The following is an 18,068-nucleotide window of genomic DNA, read 5'->3' on the forward strand; positions in this document are numbered from 1 at the left end:
AGCCACACGTGTCCCGCTACTCTCAGGAGAGCACGTGCGTGTCGATACCACAGGTGGGGAAGCCTCGTGGCGCGACACGTGTCGAAGGACACGGTGAAACATGCCGCCGAACAAGAAAGACGATCTGCCCTCAGTGGGCCAGGTCCAGTTCCTGACGGTCGCCGAGGTGGCCACGCTGATGCGGGTCTCCAAGATGACCGTCTACCGCCTCGTTCACTCGGGCGAGTTGCCCGCGGTGCGCGTCGGGAAGTCGTTCAGAGTGCCCGAAAAGGCCGTTCATGAGTATCTGCAGGGCGCGTACTTCGACGTGGGCTGAGGCCCGTTTCGCGGGGCACAACGTGCCCGCCCGAGGGCGTCTTCCGGGGCGCGAGTACCCTGGAAGACCGCTCGTGCCTGTGCGCTCCACCCGTTGGACGCTGCGCCGGGCAGCGTGACCGACGACGAAGGAAGGAGCGCTCACGATGGGCTCTGTGATCAAGAAGCGCCGTAAGCGCATGTCGAAGAAGAAGCACCGCAAGTTGCTGCGCCGGACGCGCGTTCAGCGTAGGAAGGCCGGCAAGTAAGACACAGCCGGTGAGTGGCCCGTCCAGTTTCTGGACGGGCCATTCCCATTTGGTGGGCGGTTTCCGCCCATCCGAGTGAGACGTGCATCCCCTCTGCGAGCGGCTGGTTAATAGCATGTAAGCGCTGCCTCGACTACCCCTAATGAGCGGTAACATCTCAAGGGCAGCCGCGCGATGCTTCCCATGAGTGCAGGTACGCGCACACTCGGTGGATCGACCAGTGCTCAAGGTCATCCGGACCCCGTGATCGAAGTCCGAGAACCGCCCAAGCCGCAGGGAGTCCTATGCCGTCGAACATCGTGCTCGTGACCGGGGTCGGGGGAGACCTTGGCGGGAAGCTGCTCGCCAGACTCGGCAACAATCCGGAGTTCGAGCGGGTGATCGGCGTCGACACCACGCCTCCGCGCAAGTCGGTCCTGCAGCGGATGGGGCACGCCGAATACGTCCGTGCCGACATCCGCAACCCGCTGATCGCCAAGGTGATCAGCACGGCCAAGGTCGACACCGTGGTGCACGCGTCGTGCACCGCGCATCCGGCCGGCCCGGCTCGCCGGACGGCGATCAAAGAGGTCAACGTCATCGGCACGATGCGGCTCTTGGCGGCCTGCCAGCGCTCGCCGCTCGTGCGCAAGCTCGTGGTGAAGTCGACGGCCGCCGTCTACGGCGCGGGCGCGCGCTCGCAGGCCGTCTTCACCGAGGATTCCGAACTCATCCCCACCTCGACCAGCGGTTACGCGAAGGACGCCGTCGAGATGGAGGGATACGTCCGCGGGCTACTCCGTCGCCGTCCCGACATCACGACGACGCTGTTGCGGTTCGCCAACATCATCAGCCCCGAGATCGACACCGTGCTCTCGCGCTACTTCGCGTTGCCGTTCGTCCCGACCGTCTTCGGCTACGACGCGCGGCTCCAGCTGCTCCACGCTTCGGACGCGCTGTCGGTGTTCGAGCAGGCGACCCTGAACGACAAGCCAGGCGTGTTCAACGTCGGTTCGGACGGGGTACTCACCCTCTCGCAGGCGATCCGGCGAGCCGGCCGGGTCGAGCTGCCGATGCCCAGCGGTGTCGTGCCGTCGGTCGGCAAAGTGCTGCGCGGAGCCCGCGTGGTCGACTTCTCCGCCGACCAGGTGCGGCTGCTGAACTTCGGCCGCGTCGTGGACAACACGAAGCTCAAGAAAGATTTCGGCTACACCCCGCGCTGGACGACGCGGGAAGCGTTCGACGACTACATCTCCGGCCGCGGGCTCCGTCCCGTGGTGGACGGCGGCAAGCTGGCCGGGTTCGCGAGCAAGGTGCTGGTGGCCGCGGCGACCGGACAGGCGGCGCACCGGTGAGCAGGCCACACGAGAACGATCCCGAAAACTCTCACGAAGGCGAGGCGGAAAACGTGAGCGGCGCTGAAGCGCAGGTCATCCCGTTGCACGGCCCCGGCAGAGAGAAGCCGGACCCGGCGGTCGAAGCGGAACGGGATCTTCGCGAGTCGGAAGAAGCGCGAGAACATCTGGAGCAGGAGCGCCGGGCGGACGCGCCCGTCGTCGAATTCCCCGGGGCGGCGCGCGTCGCGCCCGCCAGGACCCGTCCGGCCGACGCGGATCTCCTCCCGGCCTCGCTCAGGACGGCGCTGGGGTTCCTGCGTGACCGGTTGACCGGTGACTACACCGTCGACGAGTTCGGCTTCGACGCCGAGCTCACCGAGACCCTGCTGTTGCCGCCGCTGCGCGCGCTGTACGAGAAGTGGTTCCGCGTCGACACCTTCGGCGTCGAGAACCTGCCCGCCGACGGCGGCGCACTGCTGGTGTCGAACCACTCCGGCACGTTGCCGCTCGACGCGCTGATGACCGCCGTCGCCGTGCACGACCACGTCCCCGGCGGCAGGCATCTGCGCGGCCTCGGTGCGGATCTGGTGTTCCAGGTGCCGCTGGTCGGCTCCTTCGCCCGCAAGTCCGGGCAGACACTCGCCTGCGCCGCCGACGCGGAACGCTTGCTGCGCAAGGGAGAACTCGTCGGCGTCTGGCCGGAGGGGTTCAAGGGGATCGGGAAACCGTTCTCGTCGCGGTACAAGCTGCAGCGGTTCGGCCGCGGTGGTTTCGTTTCGGCCGCGCTGCGGACCGGCGTGCCGATCATCCCCGTGTCGGTCATCGGCGCGGAGGAGATCTATCCGAAGATCGGCGACATCAAGCTCCTCGCGCGCGTGCTCGGCCTGCCGTACTTCCCGGTGACGCCGTTCTTCCCGCTGCTCGGCCCGCTCGGCGCGATCCCGTTGCCGACGAAGTGGAGCATCGAGTTCGGCGAGCCCATCCGCACGGACACCTATGATGCGGACGCCGTCGACGACCCGATGCTGGTCTTCACGCTGACCGACCAGGTACGGGAGTCGATCCAGCAGTCGCTGTACAAACGCCTTTCGCAGCGGAAGAGCGTCTTCAAGGGCTAGAACGCGTCACTCGCGTGATCAGACCCGGAACTCGCGAGTGACGGGCTTCAGGCCGGCCGTGCCCTGAATGACCGATTGATGGCCAAAGTACGGTTCGTGGGTCGGGTTGGTCGTGAGTGGCGTTTCGGGTTCTAACCCGAAACGCCACTCACGACCCCCTCGTGCAATCGCCCTCCGGGCATCAGTCGGACATTGAGTCAGCGAAAAGTGTTCTTGGTGGACGCTCAGGGGCGCGGTCGGCTCCTGTCGGCCAGGGAAGCCGAGCGCGTGACCTGCGGCAGCCCTCACCGCTTACGATCCAGGCCCCCATCCAAGATCAACTTAAGCTACGTGGCATCGGGTTCCAACCCTCTTTACCGTCCACGACCTCTCGTTAATCTGCGCAAAATCCCCGAATCGGGCATCCTGATCAGGATTAGCGTCCCTTATGGACGGTCAGGGGAGCGCCAGGCCTTCGTGGCGGGCCCGCTCCGGCCGCCGACTCACCTACTCACGGCCGCGATCGCCGCAAGTAGGTGACTGATTGCGTGGAAGGTCAGCGCTTCCGATAGGCCATGCCCGCCGCGACGGCACCGGCCACGGCACCGACACCGAGCACCGAAGGCACGCCGATCTTCGCGGCCTTGCGTCCGGTCCGGAAGTCGCGGATCTCCCAGCCGCGCGCCCGCGCGACGTCGCGAAGACCGCCGTCCGGGTTCACCGCGACCGCGGTTCCGACTACCGACAGCATCGGGACGTCGTTCTGCGAGTCCGAATACGCGGTGCAGCGCTTGAGATTCAGTCCTTCGCGTGATGCCAGCGCCCGGACGGCGTGGGCTTTCGCCCGGCCGTGCAGCAGGTCGCCGACGAGACGGCCGGTGTAGACGCCGTCCTTGGTCTCCGCGACGGTGCCCAGCGCGCCGGTGAGGCCGAGGCGCCGGGAGATGATGGCCGCGAGCTCGATCGGGGTCGCGGTGACGAGCCAGACGCGCTGTCCGGCGTCGAGATGCATCTGCGCGAGCGCCCGGGTGCCGGACCAGATCTTGTCCGCCATCAGCTCGTCGTAGATCTCTTCGCTGATGTCGGTCAGTTCCTGCACGGTGCGGCCGGCCACAAAGGACAGTGCGCGCTCGCGGTGGGTCTTGATGTCCTCTTTGTTCTCCCGGCCGCCGAGCCGGAATTTCACCTGCTGCCAGACGAATCCGGCCAGATCGGCGGAGGTGAAGAACTTGCGCGCGGCCAGGCCGCGGGCGAAGTAGAAGATCGACGCGCCCATCATCATGGTGTTGTCGACGTCGAAGAACGCGGCCGCCGTCAGGTCCGGCGGAGCGGGCGGCGCGGGCGGTTCGAGTGCTTCGGCGGACGCGGTCGCCATGGCGGCCTCGGCCGACGCCTCGCCCGCCAGCTCGGCCAGTCGTTCGAGCTCTTGACTCTTATCCTTGCCCCGCCAAACTGACACGCACACCGCCTCCGGAATCCCAGGTGCCTGTGCACAGCGTAGCGAGCGGCCGACCACGCTGCCCCGGGTGTGGTGCCTCCCTCATCGACGGTGAGTCAGCCGATGGTTATCGGCGGTAATCCCGGAATGAGCGGCGGAATCGAAACCAGCGGCGGCTTCGGCGTGGTGGTGGTCGTCGGCAGCGGCGGCAGGTTCGTGGGTCCGGGGACGGGGACCACGGGTGGCGGTGTGCCTCCGGTCGGCGGTGCGATCGGCCCGGTCGGGGCCGCGGTGTCCACGGCGGACGACGACGGCGGCACCGAGGTCGGCGCCGGTGACCCGGTCGGTGCCGACGACGGCGGGGGAGACGTCACCGGCGGCAGGACCGCGTGGGGGGAATCGGGGTCGCGGACGCAGTCACCGACGGCCGGGACCGCGCCGAGTTCGTCGGAAGAGCCCGTGGTGATCGTGTAGCAGACCAGGCGCGAGCCGAGATCCGTCGTCCGCTCCTGGACCTTGTCGAGCAGGACACGGGCCGCGGCGAACTTGTCGCGCGCCTCGGCGGGGGCTTGGTCGACCTGGAGACCGAGCCGGTCGGACTGCTGCCGCGCCCAGGTGCGGAGTTCGGCGAGCCGGGTCTGGCCACCCTGATCGGTGACGAACGCGGTCAGCCGGGAGACACCGGCTCGCAGATCCGTCTCGAAATCGGTGAGGCCGGTGAAGTAGGCGTCGGTGGGCGCGCCCTGCCGCGTCAGTTCGTCGAGCTCGCCGACGCGGTTCGCGGCGAACTCCAGATGCTTCTTCGCCTTGTCCTGCTCGTCGAAGGTGAGCCCGAGCGCGGCCGATTCACCCGCTCGTTTGATGCCGTACAGCGGATCGCCCGGCAACGCGTCCTTGGACAGCAGCAGGGTGATGCCGCCCAGGGCCAGCACGAGCGCGACGGCGGCCGCGGCGAGGTTGGCGACGGTGTGACCGCGACGCTTGGGCGCGGCCTCGGCCTCGGCGAGTCGTCCGGCGATCTCGTCGCGGATCCGTTGCCGGGTCTCCGCGTCGGGGGCGCCGCCGGCGCCGAGTTCGCGCAAGCCGCCGACGAGCGCGAGTTCGTACTCGAACTCGTCGTCGTCCGGGGATTCGGTGCCGTCGACAAGGTCGGCGAAGCGGTCACCGTCCGCCCGCTCCCGCGCGAACCATCCCGGCACGCCCACGGCGAAGTCTCCATCTGCTCAGCCCGGTCCTGACACCGGTCTGGCTGAGAAAACGAGCGGGAACGCCCAAGGGTTACGGCAAGGCCCGGTGAGGGACAAATATGGAACCTTAACGCAGTCCTGTGGGCAGAAGTTGTGCCAAACGGCGTACCGCGCGGTGCTGAAGGGCCTTGATGGCGCCCTCGTTGCGCTTCATGATCGCCGCGGTCTCGGCGACCGAAAGCCCCTGCATGAACCGCAGCACGATGCACTCGCGCTGATCCTCGCCGAGTTCGGCGACGCAGCGCAGCAGTTCGGCTCGGGTGGCGCGGCTGATGGCCTGCTGCTCGGGCCCCGCGACCGCCTGCACGCCGACGTTCCCGATCGGCGCCCCGTTGGGCTCGGCCACCTCGTCGGTGACCACCTCGAGGCGGAACCGGCTCGACTTCACGTGGTCGAGGATGATGTTGCGCGCGATGGTGACGAACCAGGCGCCGACGTCACGCCCCTGGTAGCTCACCGACGTGATGCGGCGCAGCGCGCGGAGGAACGTCTCGCTGGTGACGTCCTCGGCGAGGTCCCGGTCGCCGAGGCGGAACAGTACGTAGCGGTAGACGACGTCGACGTAGCGGTCGTAGAGCCGCCCGAATGCGGAGGTGTCACCGCCTTGCGCGGCGCTGACCAGATCCCACGCTTCGGCCTTCGCGGCTTCGGCCGCGGCGTCGCCCTCGTCGACCTTCGCCCGGGGCGACGGCGCCGCGGGGAAACCACTCCGGCGGAGGATGTGGCCCGCCACCATGGAGACGGGATTCGGTGCGGGAAGAGTCATGGCGCACCTCCCGTTCCGGACAGAGAGCACCGGCCCGCATGTCCCACCGCCGCGTGGGCCTGCAAGATCTGCACGTCCGGACTCCCTTTCTCACCATCGAGTGATCAACACCACTCGACGACGCCCAGCAGCATACGTGTAGTTACCGCGAAGTAGGTAGCGGTGCCGGGGTTACGGAACTGCGACGAAAGCGAGTGACCCCCATGACGGTGGCCGAGATGACAAACTGACAACGCCGTTCACCGAGGGAAGAGGTTCGCAGTTGAGCGCGGAGCAGGTTGCCGAAGGAAGCGTGCCCACTTTGCTCGCCGAGGCCGCCCGTCAGTGGCCAGGCAAAGCGGCCGTCCAGGAGACCGGCGGCGGGGTCGCACTGACCTGGTCGGAGCTTGACAACGCCGCCCACGCGTTGGCCCGCGCCCTGCTCGACGCGGGAATCGAGCGCGGCGACCGGGTGGCGTTGCGGCTGCCGACTTCGGCCGCGTTCGCCGTCTCGCTGTTCGGGGCGCTCCGGGCGGGCGCGGTGGTCGTCCCGATCTCGCCGCAGGGGCCGGCGGCGGAGCTGAACGGGTTGCTGGAGCACAGCGGCGCACGGCTCGTGCTCGAACGCGAGGTCTCTGAGGATCTCCCCGAGGGAGTGACAAGCCTCTCACCGCCTGTTACCTCGGATGGAGCAGCCGAACCGGTCGACGAGGCCGGCGCCGGTGAGGACATAGCGGTCATCTCGTACACCTCCGGCACGACCGGCCCGCCGCGCGGCGTGATGCTGTCGCACCGGGCGCTGCTGGCGAACCTCGGCCAGCTGAGCCGCATCGTCCCGGCGCCGCTCGTGCACGGCGACCGCGTGCTCATCACCATCCCGTTGTTCCACGTCTACGGCCTCGGTCCCGGTCTGTTGCAGACCACGGCGGTCGGCGCGACGGCGATCCTGTCCGAACGCTTCCTCGCCGAGCGCACGCTGGCCGACTGCGCCGAATTCCGGGTGACGTCGATCGCCGGCGTGCCCGCGATGTACGCCGAGTTCGCCGCGATGGACCCCGAGGAACTCGGCCGTGGCCTGTCCACCGTCCGGCGGATGACGTCGGGCGCGGCGCCGCTGCACCCGAAGGTCCTCACCGCGCTCCGCGGCGCCACCGGCCTCGACGTCTACGAGGGCTACGGCCTCACCGAATGCGCGCCGGTGGTCACCACGACGCTGGTCACCGGCTACCCGAAGCCGGGTTCGGTCGGGCGGCCGCTGCCCGGCGTCGAGCTCCGGCTGGTCGACAGCGACGGCGACGCGGAGCCCGTCCCGCTGGACCCGGACGACCTCGGCGACGCCTTCGACGAGGACGGCGGCACCGGTCTGGTGTCGATCCGCGGTGCGAACCTGTTCTCCGGTTACTGGCCCGACGGCTCGCACGGCCCCGGTGAGGACGGCTGGTTCCGCACCGGTGACGTCGGCTACCTGGACACCGACGGCGACCTGCACCTGGTGGACCGGGCCAACGACCTGATCATCGTCAACGGCTTCAACGTCTTCCCGCACGAGGTCGAGAACGTGATCTCGATGCTGGACGAGGTCGTCGAGGCGGGCGTCGTCGGCGTCGTCGACGAGCGGACCGGCGAAGCGGTGAAGGCCGTCGTCGTCCCCGCGCCCGGCGCTTCGCTCTCGGAACAGCAGGTCGTCGAGCACTGCGCGGAGCACCTGGCCGGGTACAAGGTGCCGCACACGGTCGAGTTCGCGGAGTCGCTGCCGCATTCCGCCACTGGAAAATTGCGCCGTATGCGACTGCGCTGATGGGCCCTCGGCGGGAAAGAGTGCCTCGGACCGGGTAAGGATTGGACGCATGGCCCACCACGTGACCGTCATGACCCGCACGGGTTGCCACCTGTGCGAGGTCGCGGAACAGGACATCGAGCGGATCTGCGGCGAACTGGGCGTCGCCTGGTCGGCGCGGGATGTCGACAGCGACCCAGAATGGCGCGCCGAATACGGCGACCGCGTGCCGGTGATCCTGATCGACGACGCCGAGCACGGCTACTGGCGCGTCGAAGAGGACAGGCTCCGGAAGGCGCTGGCGTAACAGTCTCGTAAGGGCGATCGGCCGACTTCCGGGCGTATCCGTGGCGAAGATGGAGTCGTGGACGAACGCAGGCTCACCGCTTCCCAAGCCGCGCTGACCGGGCTCCTGTCACTGGCCGCCGCCCTCGGCGTGGGGCATCTCGTCGCGGGCTTCGTCGGGTACACGGCTTCGCCGTTCGTCGCCGTCGCGAACTTCGTCATCGACCACAGCCCGCACGCGGTGGTCGCCTGGGCCGAGCAGACCCTGGAGACCTGGGACAAGTTCGTCCTCAAGATCGGTCTCGCCGTGGTGCTGGTGCTGTTCGCGCTGCTCGCCGGGCAGCTCTCGCGCCGCACTCCGCTGCCGGGCCAGGCGATCGTCGGCGTTCTCGGCGCGGCGGGCGTCGCCGCCGTCTTCGTGCGCACCGACCTGGGGCAGATCGCGCTGCTGGCGCCGGTGATCGCCACCGTCGTCGCGCTCGTCGTGTTCACCCGGCTGCACTCGTTCTTCCGCCCGAAGGTGTTCTTCGACGACCGTGAAGGCGAGGGCCCGGACCGGCGGAAGGTGCTGATCACCGGGGCGTCCGTCGCGGCCGGGGCCGGGGTCGCCGCGCTGACCGGTCAGATCATCGGGACCAGGAAGAACGCCGAGGAGTCGCGTGCCGCCGTCGGCAGGCTCGTCGCGGCGAGGACCGCGCCGCCGATCCCGCCTGACGCGGACTTCGCGAAGCTCGGCACCCCGCCGTACATCACTCCTTCGAAGGATTTCTATCGGATCGACACGGCGCTGGTGGTCCCGCAGGTCCGCACCGAGGACTGGAGCCTGCAGATCCGCGGCATGGTCGAGCGGGAGGTCACCTATAGGTATGAAGATCTGCGCTCGCGGCCGCTGATCGAACGCGACGTAACCCTGTGCTGCGTCTCCAACGAGGTCGGCGGCCCGTACATCTCCAACGCCCGCTGGATCGGCATCGACCTGCGCGACCTGCTGAACGAAGCGGGCGTGAAACCGGGCGCCGAGCAGATGTTCGCGACCAGTGTCGACGGCTGGACCTGCGGCACCCCGGTCGAAGCCGCCCTGGACCCGCGGCGCGGCGCGATGCTCGCCCTCGGCATGGACGGCGAACCGCTTCCGATCGAACACGGCTTCCCCGCGCGGATCGTGATCCCCGGGCTGTACGGCTACGTGTCCGCCACTAAATGGGTGACCGAGCTGGAGATCACCACGTGGGAGGAGCGCCAGGCGTACTGGCTCGGCCGCGGTTGGGCCAGGGAGGCGCCGGTGAAGACGCAGTCGCGGATCGACGCGCCCGGCTCGGCGGTGAACGCGGGCAAGGTCGTGGTGTCCGGGACCGCGTGGGCGCAGCACACCGGCGTCGCGAAGGTGGAGGTCCGGGTCGATCAAGGGCCGTGGCAGGAGGCTGTCCTGTCGGCCGAGACGTCGAAGGACACCTGGCGGATGTGGTGGACCGAGGTCCAGGTCGGCCCTGGTCAACACGAGATCGCCGTCCGGGCGACGGACCAGTCGGGCTACACGCAGACGCCGGAGCGCGCCGGAACCGTGCCCGACGGCGCCACCGGCTGGCACACGGTGTCTTTTAACGCGCGCTGACGGAACCTTTCGCAGGGCGCGGGGCCGTTCTACGCGTCACCCAGGTGCGAAGGGCGCCCTGCAAAACGTTTCCGTGGGCCTTCGGCCCGAAAGAGGCGCGCGCCGGTGAAGTCCCCTCGTCGCGCTGACGCGCTACCGAGCGGACGGTCCGCCGGTAGCGGTAGAAGCCCCCGCGCGACCTTGGACACAGCACCTACCAGTGACTTTGTGCCTGCGTTCACAAGTGGCTACCGTAGACACGTCGCCTCCGAAAGCGCCCGGCATCGAACCGGACTCAGCGCCGCGGGTCAAGAGCCGATTTCCAGGTTCGGGCGAATCATGTCGTCAGCAGGACCAGAGGAGCGGACAAGCGTGGTGTCGCAACGAGGCCGGCGCACCCGGGTGACACCGGACGCCGACAACGCGCCCACCGCGGAGATGCCCGCCGTCGAGGCCACCGCCGAACCGGAAGCGGTCCGCGCGAAGTCGATCCCCGAGGCCGCCGTCGCCCGCCTCGCCGTCTACCTCCGTGTCCTCTCCGGGCTGGCCGAGCAGGGCGCGACGACGATCTCCAGCGAGGAACTCTCGCAGGCCGCGGGCGTCAACTCCGCGAAACTGCGCAAGGACCTGTCCTACCTCGGCTCGTACGGCACCCGCGGCGTCGGCTACGACGTCCAGGTCCTGGTCAGCCAGATCGAGCGGATCCTCGGCCTGACCCGCAAGCACAAGGTCGCCGTGGTCGGCATCGGTAACCTCGGGCACGCGCTGGCCAACTACGGCGGGTTCCCCGGCCGCGGGTTCCCGGTCGAGGCGCTGTTCGACCTCGACCCGGATCTGGTCGGCGTCCCGGTCGGCGGCCTCCCGGTCTCGCATCTCGACGAGATCCCCAAAGTCTGCGCCGAACGGCAGATCTCCATCGGCGTCATCGCCACTCCGCCCACCGCCGCGCAGTCGGTCTGCGACCGGCTTGTCGCAGGTGGCGTGCAGTGCATCCTGAATTTCGCCCCGGTGGTGCTGCAGGTTCCGGCACATATCGAGGTGCGCAAGGTCGATCTCGCGGTCGAACTGCAGATCCTGTCGTTCCACGTCGCTCGTCGCGCCGATCTGGCCGCTAACGGCAACGGCGGCGGAGACGGTGGCCCCGGGAGCCCCGAGAATGGCAGCGTGAACGGCCACGGCAACGGAATGGTGGTGCGCTGAAATGAGCGTGTTGGCGGTCGGGCTCTCACACCGCAGCGCCGAGCTGAGCACCCTGGAACGCGTCGCGGTCCCCGCGACCGACGTGACCAAGGTGCTCAACGAGCTGCAGCAGGCCGAGCACGTCAGCGAGGCGATCCTCGTCTCGACCTGCAACCGCATCGAGGTCTACGCCGTCGTCGAGACTTTCCACGGCGGTCTGAACGACGTCTCCGACGTGCTCGCCCGCCAGGCCGGGATGCAGCCCGCGGACCTGTACGACTCGCTGTACGTGCACTACGCGGGCGCCGCGATCGAGCACCTGTTCTCGGTCACCTCCGGGCTGGACTCGATGGTCGTCGGCGAGACGCAGATCCTCGGCCAGATCCGGTCCTCGTACGCCACCGCGCGTGAGGCCGGCACCGTCGGCCGCACGCTGCACGAGCTGATCCAGACCACGCTGCGCGTCGGCAAGCGCGTCCACACCGAGACCGGCCTCGACCAGCTGGGCGCTTCGGTGGTCTCCGAGGCGCTGGCCGCCGCGGGCGACATCGCGGGCAAGCACGCGCTGATCGTCGGCGCCGGTTCGATGGGCGCGCTGACCGCGTCCCACCTGCGCAAATCCGGGATCGGCGAGATCACCATCGCCAACCGCACCGAGGCGAGGGCCGCCCGCCTCGCCGCCGCCAGCGTCGAGCAGGGCGTGCCCGCCAAGGCCGTCCAGATGAGCGGCATCGCGGACGCGGTCGCCGAGGCGGACGTCGTCGTCTGCTCCACCGGCGCGCAGGCCGCCGTCTTCACCGCCGAGCACGTCCCGGCCCGCGCCGGACGCCCGCTGGTGGTCTGCGACCTCGGCCTCCCGCGTGACGTCGACCACGACGTCGCCGAACTGGCCGAGGTCACCGTGGTCGATCTCGAGACCATCCAGCGCCGCATGCGGGAAGCGGGCACCCCGACCACCGAACGGCAGACCGCGAAGGCCGCCGGAATCGTGCTCGACGAGGTGCGCGAGTACCTCGCCGGCCAGCGCAGCGCCGAGGTCACCCCGACGGTGACGGCGCTGCGGCGCCGGGCGGCCGAGGTGGTCGACGCCGAACTGCTGCGGCTGAACAACCGCCTGCCGGACCTCGAACCCGGGGTTCGCGAGGAGGTCGGCCGCACGGTCCGCCGCGTGGTCGACAAGCTGCTCCACGCGCCGACGGTGCGGGTCAAGCAGCTGGCCGCCGAGACGGCCGACACCGATTACGCCAACGCGCTGCGCGAGCTGTTCTGCCTCGACCCGCAGGCGCCCGCCGCGGTGGCCAGTCCTACTGCGACGCCGAAAGACGAGTGATCATCCAGTGAGCAGAGTCATCCGCATCGGGACGCGCGGCAGCAAACTCGCCCTCGCGCAGACCGGCACCATCGCCGACGCCCTGCGCGCCACCGGCGCAGAGGTCGAGCTCGTCACCGTGACGACGCCCGGCGACAAGTCGTCCGCGCCGATCCCGACGATCGGGGTCGGCGTCTTCACTTCCGCGCTGCGCGAAGCCTTGCTGCGCGAGGAAGTCGACGTCATCGTGCACTCGTACAAGGACCTGCCGACGAAGCCGGAGCCGGGCATCACGCTCGCCGCCGTGCCGCCCCGCGAGGACCCGCGCGACGCGCTGATCGCCCGTGACGGGCTGACGCTGGGCGAGCTCCCGCCCGGCTCGACCGTCGGCACCGGCTCGCCGCGGCGGACCGCGCAGCTGCGCGCGCTCGGTCTCGGTTTGGAAATCGTGCCGATCCGAGGCAATATCGACACCCGCATGCGCAAAGTGAGCGACGGAGAGCTGGACGCCGTCATCCTGGCGCGTGCCGGACTGGCCAGGATCGGCCGGGCGGAGGAGATCACCGAGACCCTCGACCCGATCCAGATGCTGCCCGCGCCCGCACAGGGTGCGCTGGCGGTGGAGTGCCGGACCGGTGACGTGGACATCGAGCACCTGCTCGGGTCCACAGTGGACGATGAAGGCACCCGTGCCGTGGCGACCGCCGAACGGGCGTTGCTCGCGGCGCTGGAAGCCGGGTGCAGCGCACCGGTCGGAGCGCTGGCGGAGATCGTCGAGGACCTGGACGCCGAAGGGCGGGTCGTCGAGCGGATCTCGTTGCGGGGCACCGCCGCCGTCGAAGGGGACGGGGACGCGGTCGACATGGTGCGCGCTTCCGCGCTCGCCGACTTCCGCGATGCTGATCAGCTCGGCCGGACACTGGCCGCCGAGCTGCTCGACCTGGGGGCCGGCGCGCTGTCCGGCCCCGCCCAGTGAGTCAGAACGTTGAAGGTAGGGCCGCGCTCGACTGCGGCCGCTCAAGAGGAGAACGCACAGATGACCCCCGCGCGTAAGACCACCGGGCGTGTCGCCTTCGTGGGCTCGGGCCCCGGTGACGCCGGTCTGCTGACCGTCCGCGCTCAGGAGCTGCTCGCCAAGGCCGAGGTCGTGGTGACCGACCCGGACGTCCCAGCAGGCGTCCTGGCCTTCGCCGCCGAAGGTGCCGAAGTGCGCCCCGCCGTCGGCGAGGCCACCGAGGTCGCCAAGGACCTGGTGAACGAGGCCAAGGCCGGACGGCTGGTGCTCCGGCTGATCGCCGGTGACCCGCTGACCCAGCCCGCCGTCGTCGCCGAGGTGCAGGCCGTTTCCCGGACCAGCGCCGTATTCGACATCATCCCGGGCGTCTCGCCCGGCGCGGCCGTCCCGGCGTACGCCGGTGTCGCGCTCGGTGGCACGCACACCGAGGTCGACGTCCGCGGCGACGTCGAATGGGCCGCGCTGGCCGCCACCCCCGGCCCGATCGTGCTGCACGCGACGTCGGCGCACCTGGCCGAGGCCGCGTCCGCGCTGACCGAGCACGGGCTGGCGCCGACCACCCCGGTCGCGGTGACGTCCAACGGCACCATCAACACCCAGCGCACCCTGGACACCACGCTGGCCACTGTCGCGAACGAGGCGGGCGAGCTCGTCGGCCCGCTCATCGTGACCATCGGCCAGGCCGTCGGCCAGCGCTCGAAGCTGTCGTGGTGGGAGTCGCGCGCGCTGTACGGTTGGAAGGTCCTGGTGCCGCGCACCAAGGAGCAGGCCGGTGAGATGGCGGAGCGGCTTCGCGGCCACGGCGCCACCTCGCACGAGGTCCCGACCATCTCGGTCGAGCCGCCGCGCAGCCCCGCCCAGATGGAGCGTTCGGTCAAGGGTCTCGTCGACGGCCGCTACCAGTGGATCGTCTTCACCTCGACCAACGCCGTCCGCGCGGTGTGGGAGAAGTTCGAGGAGTTCGGCCTCGACGCCCGCGCCTTCTCGGGCGTGAAGATCGCCTGTGTCGGCGAATCGACCGCCGCGAAGGTCCGCTCCTTCGGCATCATCCCCGAGCTGATCCCGGAAGGCGAGCAGTCCTCGGAGGGCCTCCTCGCCGAGTTCCCGCCGTACGACGACGTCCTCGACCCGGTCGACCGCGTGCTGCTGCCGCGGGCGGACATCGCCACCGAGACCCTTTCGGCCGGTCTGCGCGAACGCGGCTGGGAGATCGACGACGTGACCGCGTACCGCACGGTGCGCGCCGCGCCGCCGCCCGCCGAGACCCGCGAGATGATCAAGACCGGCGGTTTCGACGCGGTCTGCTTCACCTCGTCCTCGACCGTGCGGAACCTCGTCGGCATCGCCGGCAAGCCGCACACCCGCACGCTGGTCGCGTGCATCGGCCCGAAGACCGCGGAGACCGCCGTGGAGTTCGGGCTGCGGGTCGACGTCCAGCCCGAGAAGGCCGACGTCCCGCACCTGGTCGACGCGCTCGCCGAGCACGCCGCGCGGCTCCGTGCCGAAGGTGCGCTCCCGCCGCCTCGCAAGGCGAAGCGAGCCCGCCGCTCCTGATTCACGAAAAGCCCCCTTCTCACGTTCGCGTGAGGAGGGGGCTTTTTCGTTCCTCAGTGAAACTTCGCCGTGTGCGTAGCGGCCGGTCATAGCCTCGGTGATTCCGACAAGCACTGGGGAGCGATCATGAAGTCTCTGGCCTTCACCGTCGCCGCCCTGGGCGTGCTGGCCCTCGGTTTCCCGGGCACCGCGGCCGCCGCCACGCCCTTCGAGGTCTGCACCCCGGCCGGGTGCGCGGTCCAAGTGGTCACGGTGACCGACCGTTCTCCCGTCTCGGCGCACGCCCGCCGAGTTCAGCGTGTCCCCGGCGGGCGTGCGGATACGGGCCTCGTGTGGCGGCATTGGTCGTGAGTCCGTGAAGGCCTCCTTCCCTACCCTGAAGGTAGGGAAGGAGGCCTTCACACCTTCCCGAGTACATGCAGGCGGGTGCAGGGGCGAGCAAGGGTGGCGGTGGCGTGGTGGGGCATGTCTCGTGAGTGGTAAGGACGGTTAGAACCGTCCTTACCACTCACGAGAAGAACTTCACGACCTCCGTGTAGGCCAGGTACGCGAACATCGCCAGGCACACGCCCAGCAGCCCGTTCGACAGCCACCGCGAACGCCCTTCCCGAGGCACCCGCGAAGTGTTCAGCAGCACCAGCAAGGTCGCCGCCAGGAACGGCATGAACAACGCGCCCAGCACGCCGTAGATCACGGTGAGCTGGAAGGGCTGGTCCAGGAACAGCAACGCCATCGGCGGGAAGGTCAGCCACAGCACGTATCCTCGGTACGCGACACTGCGCTCACCGGCCTTTTTCTCATACGCCTCAACGCTTTCCGTCGCGTTCCTGGGCAGCCGCAGAATGCGCCACCAGTCCGCGAAGAGCAGGCTCACGCCGTGCCAGACACCGATCACCGACGTGAACGAAACGGCGAAGAAGCCGATGAGGAACGGGATCCGCGCCCATTGCCCGTAGTCCGCGGCGAGGGTGTCGCCGAGGAACAGCAGGCCCTTGTCGCCCGAGATGATCTTCTGGCCCATCAGCAGTTCCGCGCCGACGATCAGCATGGCGATCACGAAGATCCCGGTCATGACGTACCCGACGGCGTTGTCGGTGCGCATCATCGGGAGCCACTTCGACGAACGCCAGCCCTTCGCGAGCGTCCAGTAGCCGTACGCCGCCATGGTGATCGTGCCGCCGACGCCGCCGACCAGGCCGAGGACGTAGACGAGCGAGCCGTCGGGCAGGGTCGGGACAGCGCCCTTGAACAGTTCCGCGAAATTCGGCACGACGAGGATCGCGGTCCCGACCACGGTCACGAACATGATGCCGACCAGGACGGTCATCAGTTTCTCGATGATCGCGTAACGCCCGAACCACACCAGCGCGAAGCCGAGCAGGCCGCAGATCATCGCCCAGTACCGCACCGAAAGCGCGGGGAAGAGCGCGTTCAGTGGCAGGCCCGACGCGGACATCGCGGTCGCACCGTAGACGAAGCCCCAGATCACCGCGTAGATCCCGAAGTAGATCAGCGCCCAGATCCCCAGTGTCCGCCAGCCGGACAGGATCGTCCGGCCCGAGGTCAGATGCCAGCGGCCGACGGCTTCGGCCAGCGCGAGTTTGAAGATCGTGCCGACGAGTACCGCCCACAGCAGCGTGTACCCGAAGCGCGATCCGGCCACCATCGTCGCGACGAGGTCACCCGCGCCGACCCCGGTCGCCGCGGCCATGATCCCTGGCCCGACCTGGCGCAGCCGTGCGCGCCAGCCGACGGGCGGTTCTTCCAGTTGGTCGGTCACCGTTGAGCTCGACATGGAGGGAAAGGTAACCCACGTCACACCGCTAGGAATCGGGCAAAGGCGACTCTTTACCGTTCCTTAGGAAAGGTTCGGCCGCCTGGCCCCTGAGCCGTTCACCGCCCCTCTAGCGAGCGGGAGTACCGTCGTAGGGGTGTTCCCCGAACATCGTCCCCGCAGGCTCCGTACCACTCCGGCGATGCGCAGGCTGGTCGGTGAGACGACGCTGCGCCCCCGCCAGCTGATCCTTCCGATGTTCGTGGCCGAGGGCGCCGACGCGCCCCGCCCGATCTCCAGCATGCCCGGCGTCGTCCAGCACACCCGCGACACGCTGCGCAAAGCCGCCGTCGACGCGGTCAACGCCGGGGTCGGCGGCCTGATGCTGTTCGGTATCCCGAAGGCGCGGGACGCCGAGGGCTCCGGCGCGATCGACCCGGACGGCATCCTCAACGTCGCCCTGCGCGACCTGAGGTCCGATCTCGGCGACGCGACGGTCCTGATGGCGGACACGTGCCTCGACGAGTTCACCGACCACGGCCACTGCGGCGTCCTCGACGCCGAAGGCGGTGTCGACAACGACGCGACCCTGCGCGTGTACGCGGAAATGGGGCTGGCGCAGGCGGAGGCGGGGGCCCATCTGCTCGGTCCCAGCGGCATGATGGACGGCCAGGTCGGCGTCATCCGCGCCGCGCTCGACCGCGCCGGGCGCACGGACACCGGCATCCTCGCGTACTCGGCGAAGTTCGCCAGCGCGTTCTACGGCCCCTTCCGTGAGGCCGTCGATTCGCAGCTGAAGGGCGACCGGAAGACGTACCAGCAGGATCCGGGCAACGTGCGCGAGGCGTTGCGCGAGATCGAGCTGGACATCGCCGAGGGCGCCGACATGATCATGGTCAAGCCCGCGCTGACCTATCTGGACGTCATCAGGGCCGCCGCCGAGACGTCGACGGTTCCCGTGGCGGCGTACAACATCTCGGGGGAGTACGCGATGGTCGAGGCCGCCGCGGCGAACGGCTGGCTCGATCGCGAACGCACGATCCTCGAGGTACTGACGTCGATCCGCCGCGCGGGGGCGGACATGATCCTCACCTACTGGGCCGCCGAAGCCGCTGCTTGGCTGGACTGAGCCTCGTGACGAAAGGGCCCCTTCGCCACGGAAACCGCGGCGAAGGGGC

Annotated in this window: 17 protein-coding genes; 13 read left to right on the forward strand and 4 right to left on the reverse strand. The window is 69.3% G+C overall.

Going from position 1 to position 18,068, the window contains the following annotated elements; genetic code table 11:
- The first annotated feature begins 100 nt into the window (after positions 1-100).
- The 4 genes from AC0685_RS35520 to AC0685_RS35535 all read left to right on the forward strand — a co-directional run bounded on the left by AC0685_RS35520 (position 101) and on the right by AC0685_RS35535 (position 2,997).
- Entirely contained in the window at positions 101-316 is a 216-nt protein-coding gene (locus AC0685_RS35520) for a helix-turn-helix domain-containing protein (RefSeq protein ID WP_016330918.1), read from the forward strand.
- A 145-nt stretch (positions 317-461) separates the two neighbouring features.
- Positions 462-563, forward strand: coding sequence for a 30S ribosomal protein bS22 (locus tag AC0685_RS35525; RefSeq protein WP_007030867.1), 102 nt, complete (start codon positions 462-464; stop codon positions 561-563).
- A 284-nt stretch (positions 564-847) separates the two neighbouring features.
- Positions 848-1,897 carry an NAD-dependent epimerase/dehydratase family protein gene (locus AC0685_RS35530; protein WP_340684902.1) on the forward strand — a complete coding sequence of 350 codons (1,050 nt, stop codon included), beginning with the start codon at positions 848-850 and terminating at the stop codon, positions 1,895-1,897.
- Complete coding sequence (locus AC0685_RS35535) at positions 1,894-2,997, forward strand: lysophospholipid acyltransferase family protein (protein ID WP_478229492.1); 1,104 nt, start codon at positions 1,894-1,896, stop codon at positions 2,995-2,997. The genes AC0685_RS35530 and AC0685_RS35535 overlap by 4 nt, the downstream gene beginning before the upstream one ends.
- A 535-nt stretch (positions 2,998-3,532) precedes the next feature.
- Here the strand turns inward: AC0685_RS35535 and AC0685_RS35540 are convergent.
- The 3 genes from AC0685_RS35540 to AC0685_RS35550 form a co-directional block, all read right to left on the reverse strand.
- Positions 3,533-4,435: an HAD family hydrolase gene (locus AC0685_RS35540; RefSeq protein WP_192747707.1), complete on the reverse strand. Its 903-nt coding sequence runs from the start codon at positions 4,433-4,435 to the stop codon at positions 3,533-3,535.
- Positions 4,436-4,530: 95 nt separating this feature from the next.
- Positions 4,531-5,619, reverse strand: coding sequence for a DUF5667 domain-containing protein (locus AC0685_RS35545; RefSeq protein ID WP_478229493.1), 1,089 nt, complete (start codon positions 5,617-5,619; stop codon positions 4,531-4,533).
- A 109-nt stretch (positions 5,620-5,728) separates the two neighbouring features.
- The gene (locus AC0685_RS35550) at positions 5,729-6,427 is read right to left on the reverse strand and encodes a sigma-70 family RNA polymerase sigma factor (RefSeq protein ID WP_478229494.1); all 699 of its coding nucleotides are present in this window, start codon (positions 6,425-6,427) and stop codon (positions 5,729-5,731) included.
- Between the two features lie 292 nt (positions 6,428-6,719).
- Between AC0685_RS35550 and AC0685_RS35555 the strand changes: the two genes are divergently transcribed.
- From AC0685_RS35555 to AC0685_RS35590, 8 genes are all read left to right on the forward strand, one after another.
- Entirely contained in the window at positions 6,720-8,204 is a 1,485-nt protein-coding gene (locus AC0685_RS35555; protein ID WP_478229495.1) for an AMP-binding protein, read from the forward strand.
- A 49-nt stretch (positions 8,205-8,253) separates the two neighbouring features.
- Positions 8,254-8,490, forward strand: a complete 237-nt coding sequence (locus AC0685_RS35560; protein WP_007030874.1) for a glutaredoxin family protein — start codon at positions 8,254-8,256, stop codon at positions 8,488-8,490.
- 57 nt (positions 8,491-8,547) lie between these two features.
- On the forward strand, positions 8,548-10,080 hold the full coding sequence (locus AC0685_RS35565) for a molybdopterin-dependent oxidoreductase (protein ID WP_478229496.1): 1,533 nt from the start codon (positions 8,548-8,550) through the stop codon (positions 10,078-10,080).
- Between the two features lie 351 nt (positions 10,081-10,431).
- Positions 10,432-11,259, forward strand: coding sequence for a redox-sensing transcriptional repressor Rex (locus AC0685_RS35570; RefSeq protein ID WP_478229497.1), 828 nt, complete (start codon positions 10,432-10,434; stop codon positions 11,257-11,259).
- A 1-nt stretch (position 11,260) separates the two neighbouring features.
- Complete coding sequence (locus AC0685_RS35575) at positions 11,261-12,568, forward strand: glutamyl-tRNA reductase (RefSeq protein WP_478229498.1); 1,308 nt, start codon at positions 11,261-11,263, stop codon at positions 12,566-12,568.
- Between the two features lie 7 nt (positions 12,569-12,575).
- Positions 12,576-13,523 carry a hydroxymethylbilane synthase gene (hemC, locus tag AC0685_RS35580; RefSeq protein WP_478229499.1) on the forward strand — a complete coding sequence of 316 codons (948 nt, stop codon included), beginning with the start codon at positions 12,576-12,578 and terminating at the stop codon, positions 13,521-13,523.
- Between the two features lie 60 nt (positions 13,524-13,583).
- Positions 13,584-15,116 carry a bifunctional uroporphyrinogen-III C-methyltransferase/uroporphyrinogen-III synthase gene (locus AC0685_RS35585; protein WP_034310603.1) on the forward strand — a complete coding sequence of 511 codons (1,533 nt, stop codon included), beginning with the start codon at positions 13,584-13,586 and terminating at the stop codon, positions 15,114-15,116.
- 126 nt (positions 15,117-15,242) lie between these two features.
- Positions 15,243-15,467: a hypothetical protein gene (locus tag AC0685_RS35590; RefSeq protein ID WP_478229500.1), complete on the forward strand. Its 225-nt coding sequence runs from the start codon at positions 15,243-15,245 to the stop codon at positions 15,465-15,467.
- Between the two features lie 157 nt (positions 15,468-15,624).
- Here AC0685_RS35590 and AC0685_RS35595 read toward each other — a convergent pair whose 3' ends face one another.
- Positions 15,625-16,911 carry an Nramp family divalent metal transporter gene (locus AC0685_RS35595; RefSeq protein ID WP_478229501.1) on the reverse strand — a complete coding sequence of 429 codons (1,287 nt, stop codon included), beginning with the start codon at positions 16,909-16,911 and terminating at the stop codon, positions 15,625-15,627.
- Between the two features lie 136 nt (positions 16,912-17,047).
- Here AC0685_RS35595 and hemB point away from each other — a divergent pair, with 136 nt between their 5' ends.
- On the forward strand, positions 17,048-18,019 hold the full coding sequence (gene hemB / locus AC0685_RS35600) for a porphobilinogen synthase (protein ID WP_478229502.1): 972 nt from the start codon (positions 17,048-17,050) through the stop codon (positions 18,017-18,019).
- The last annotated feature ends 49 nt before the right edge of the window (positions 18,020-18,068 follow it).

The organism is Amycolatopsis sp. NPDC043889 (assembly GCF_056435645.1).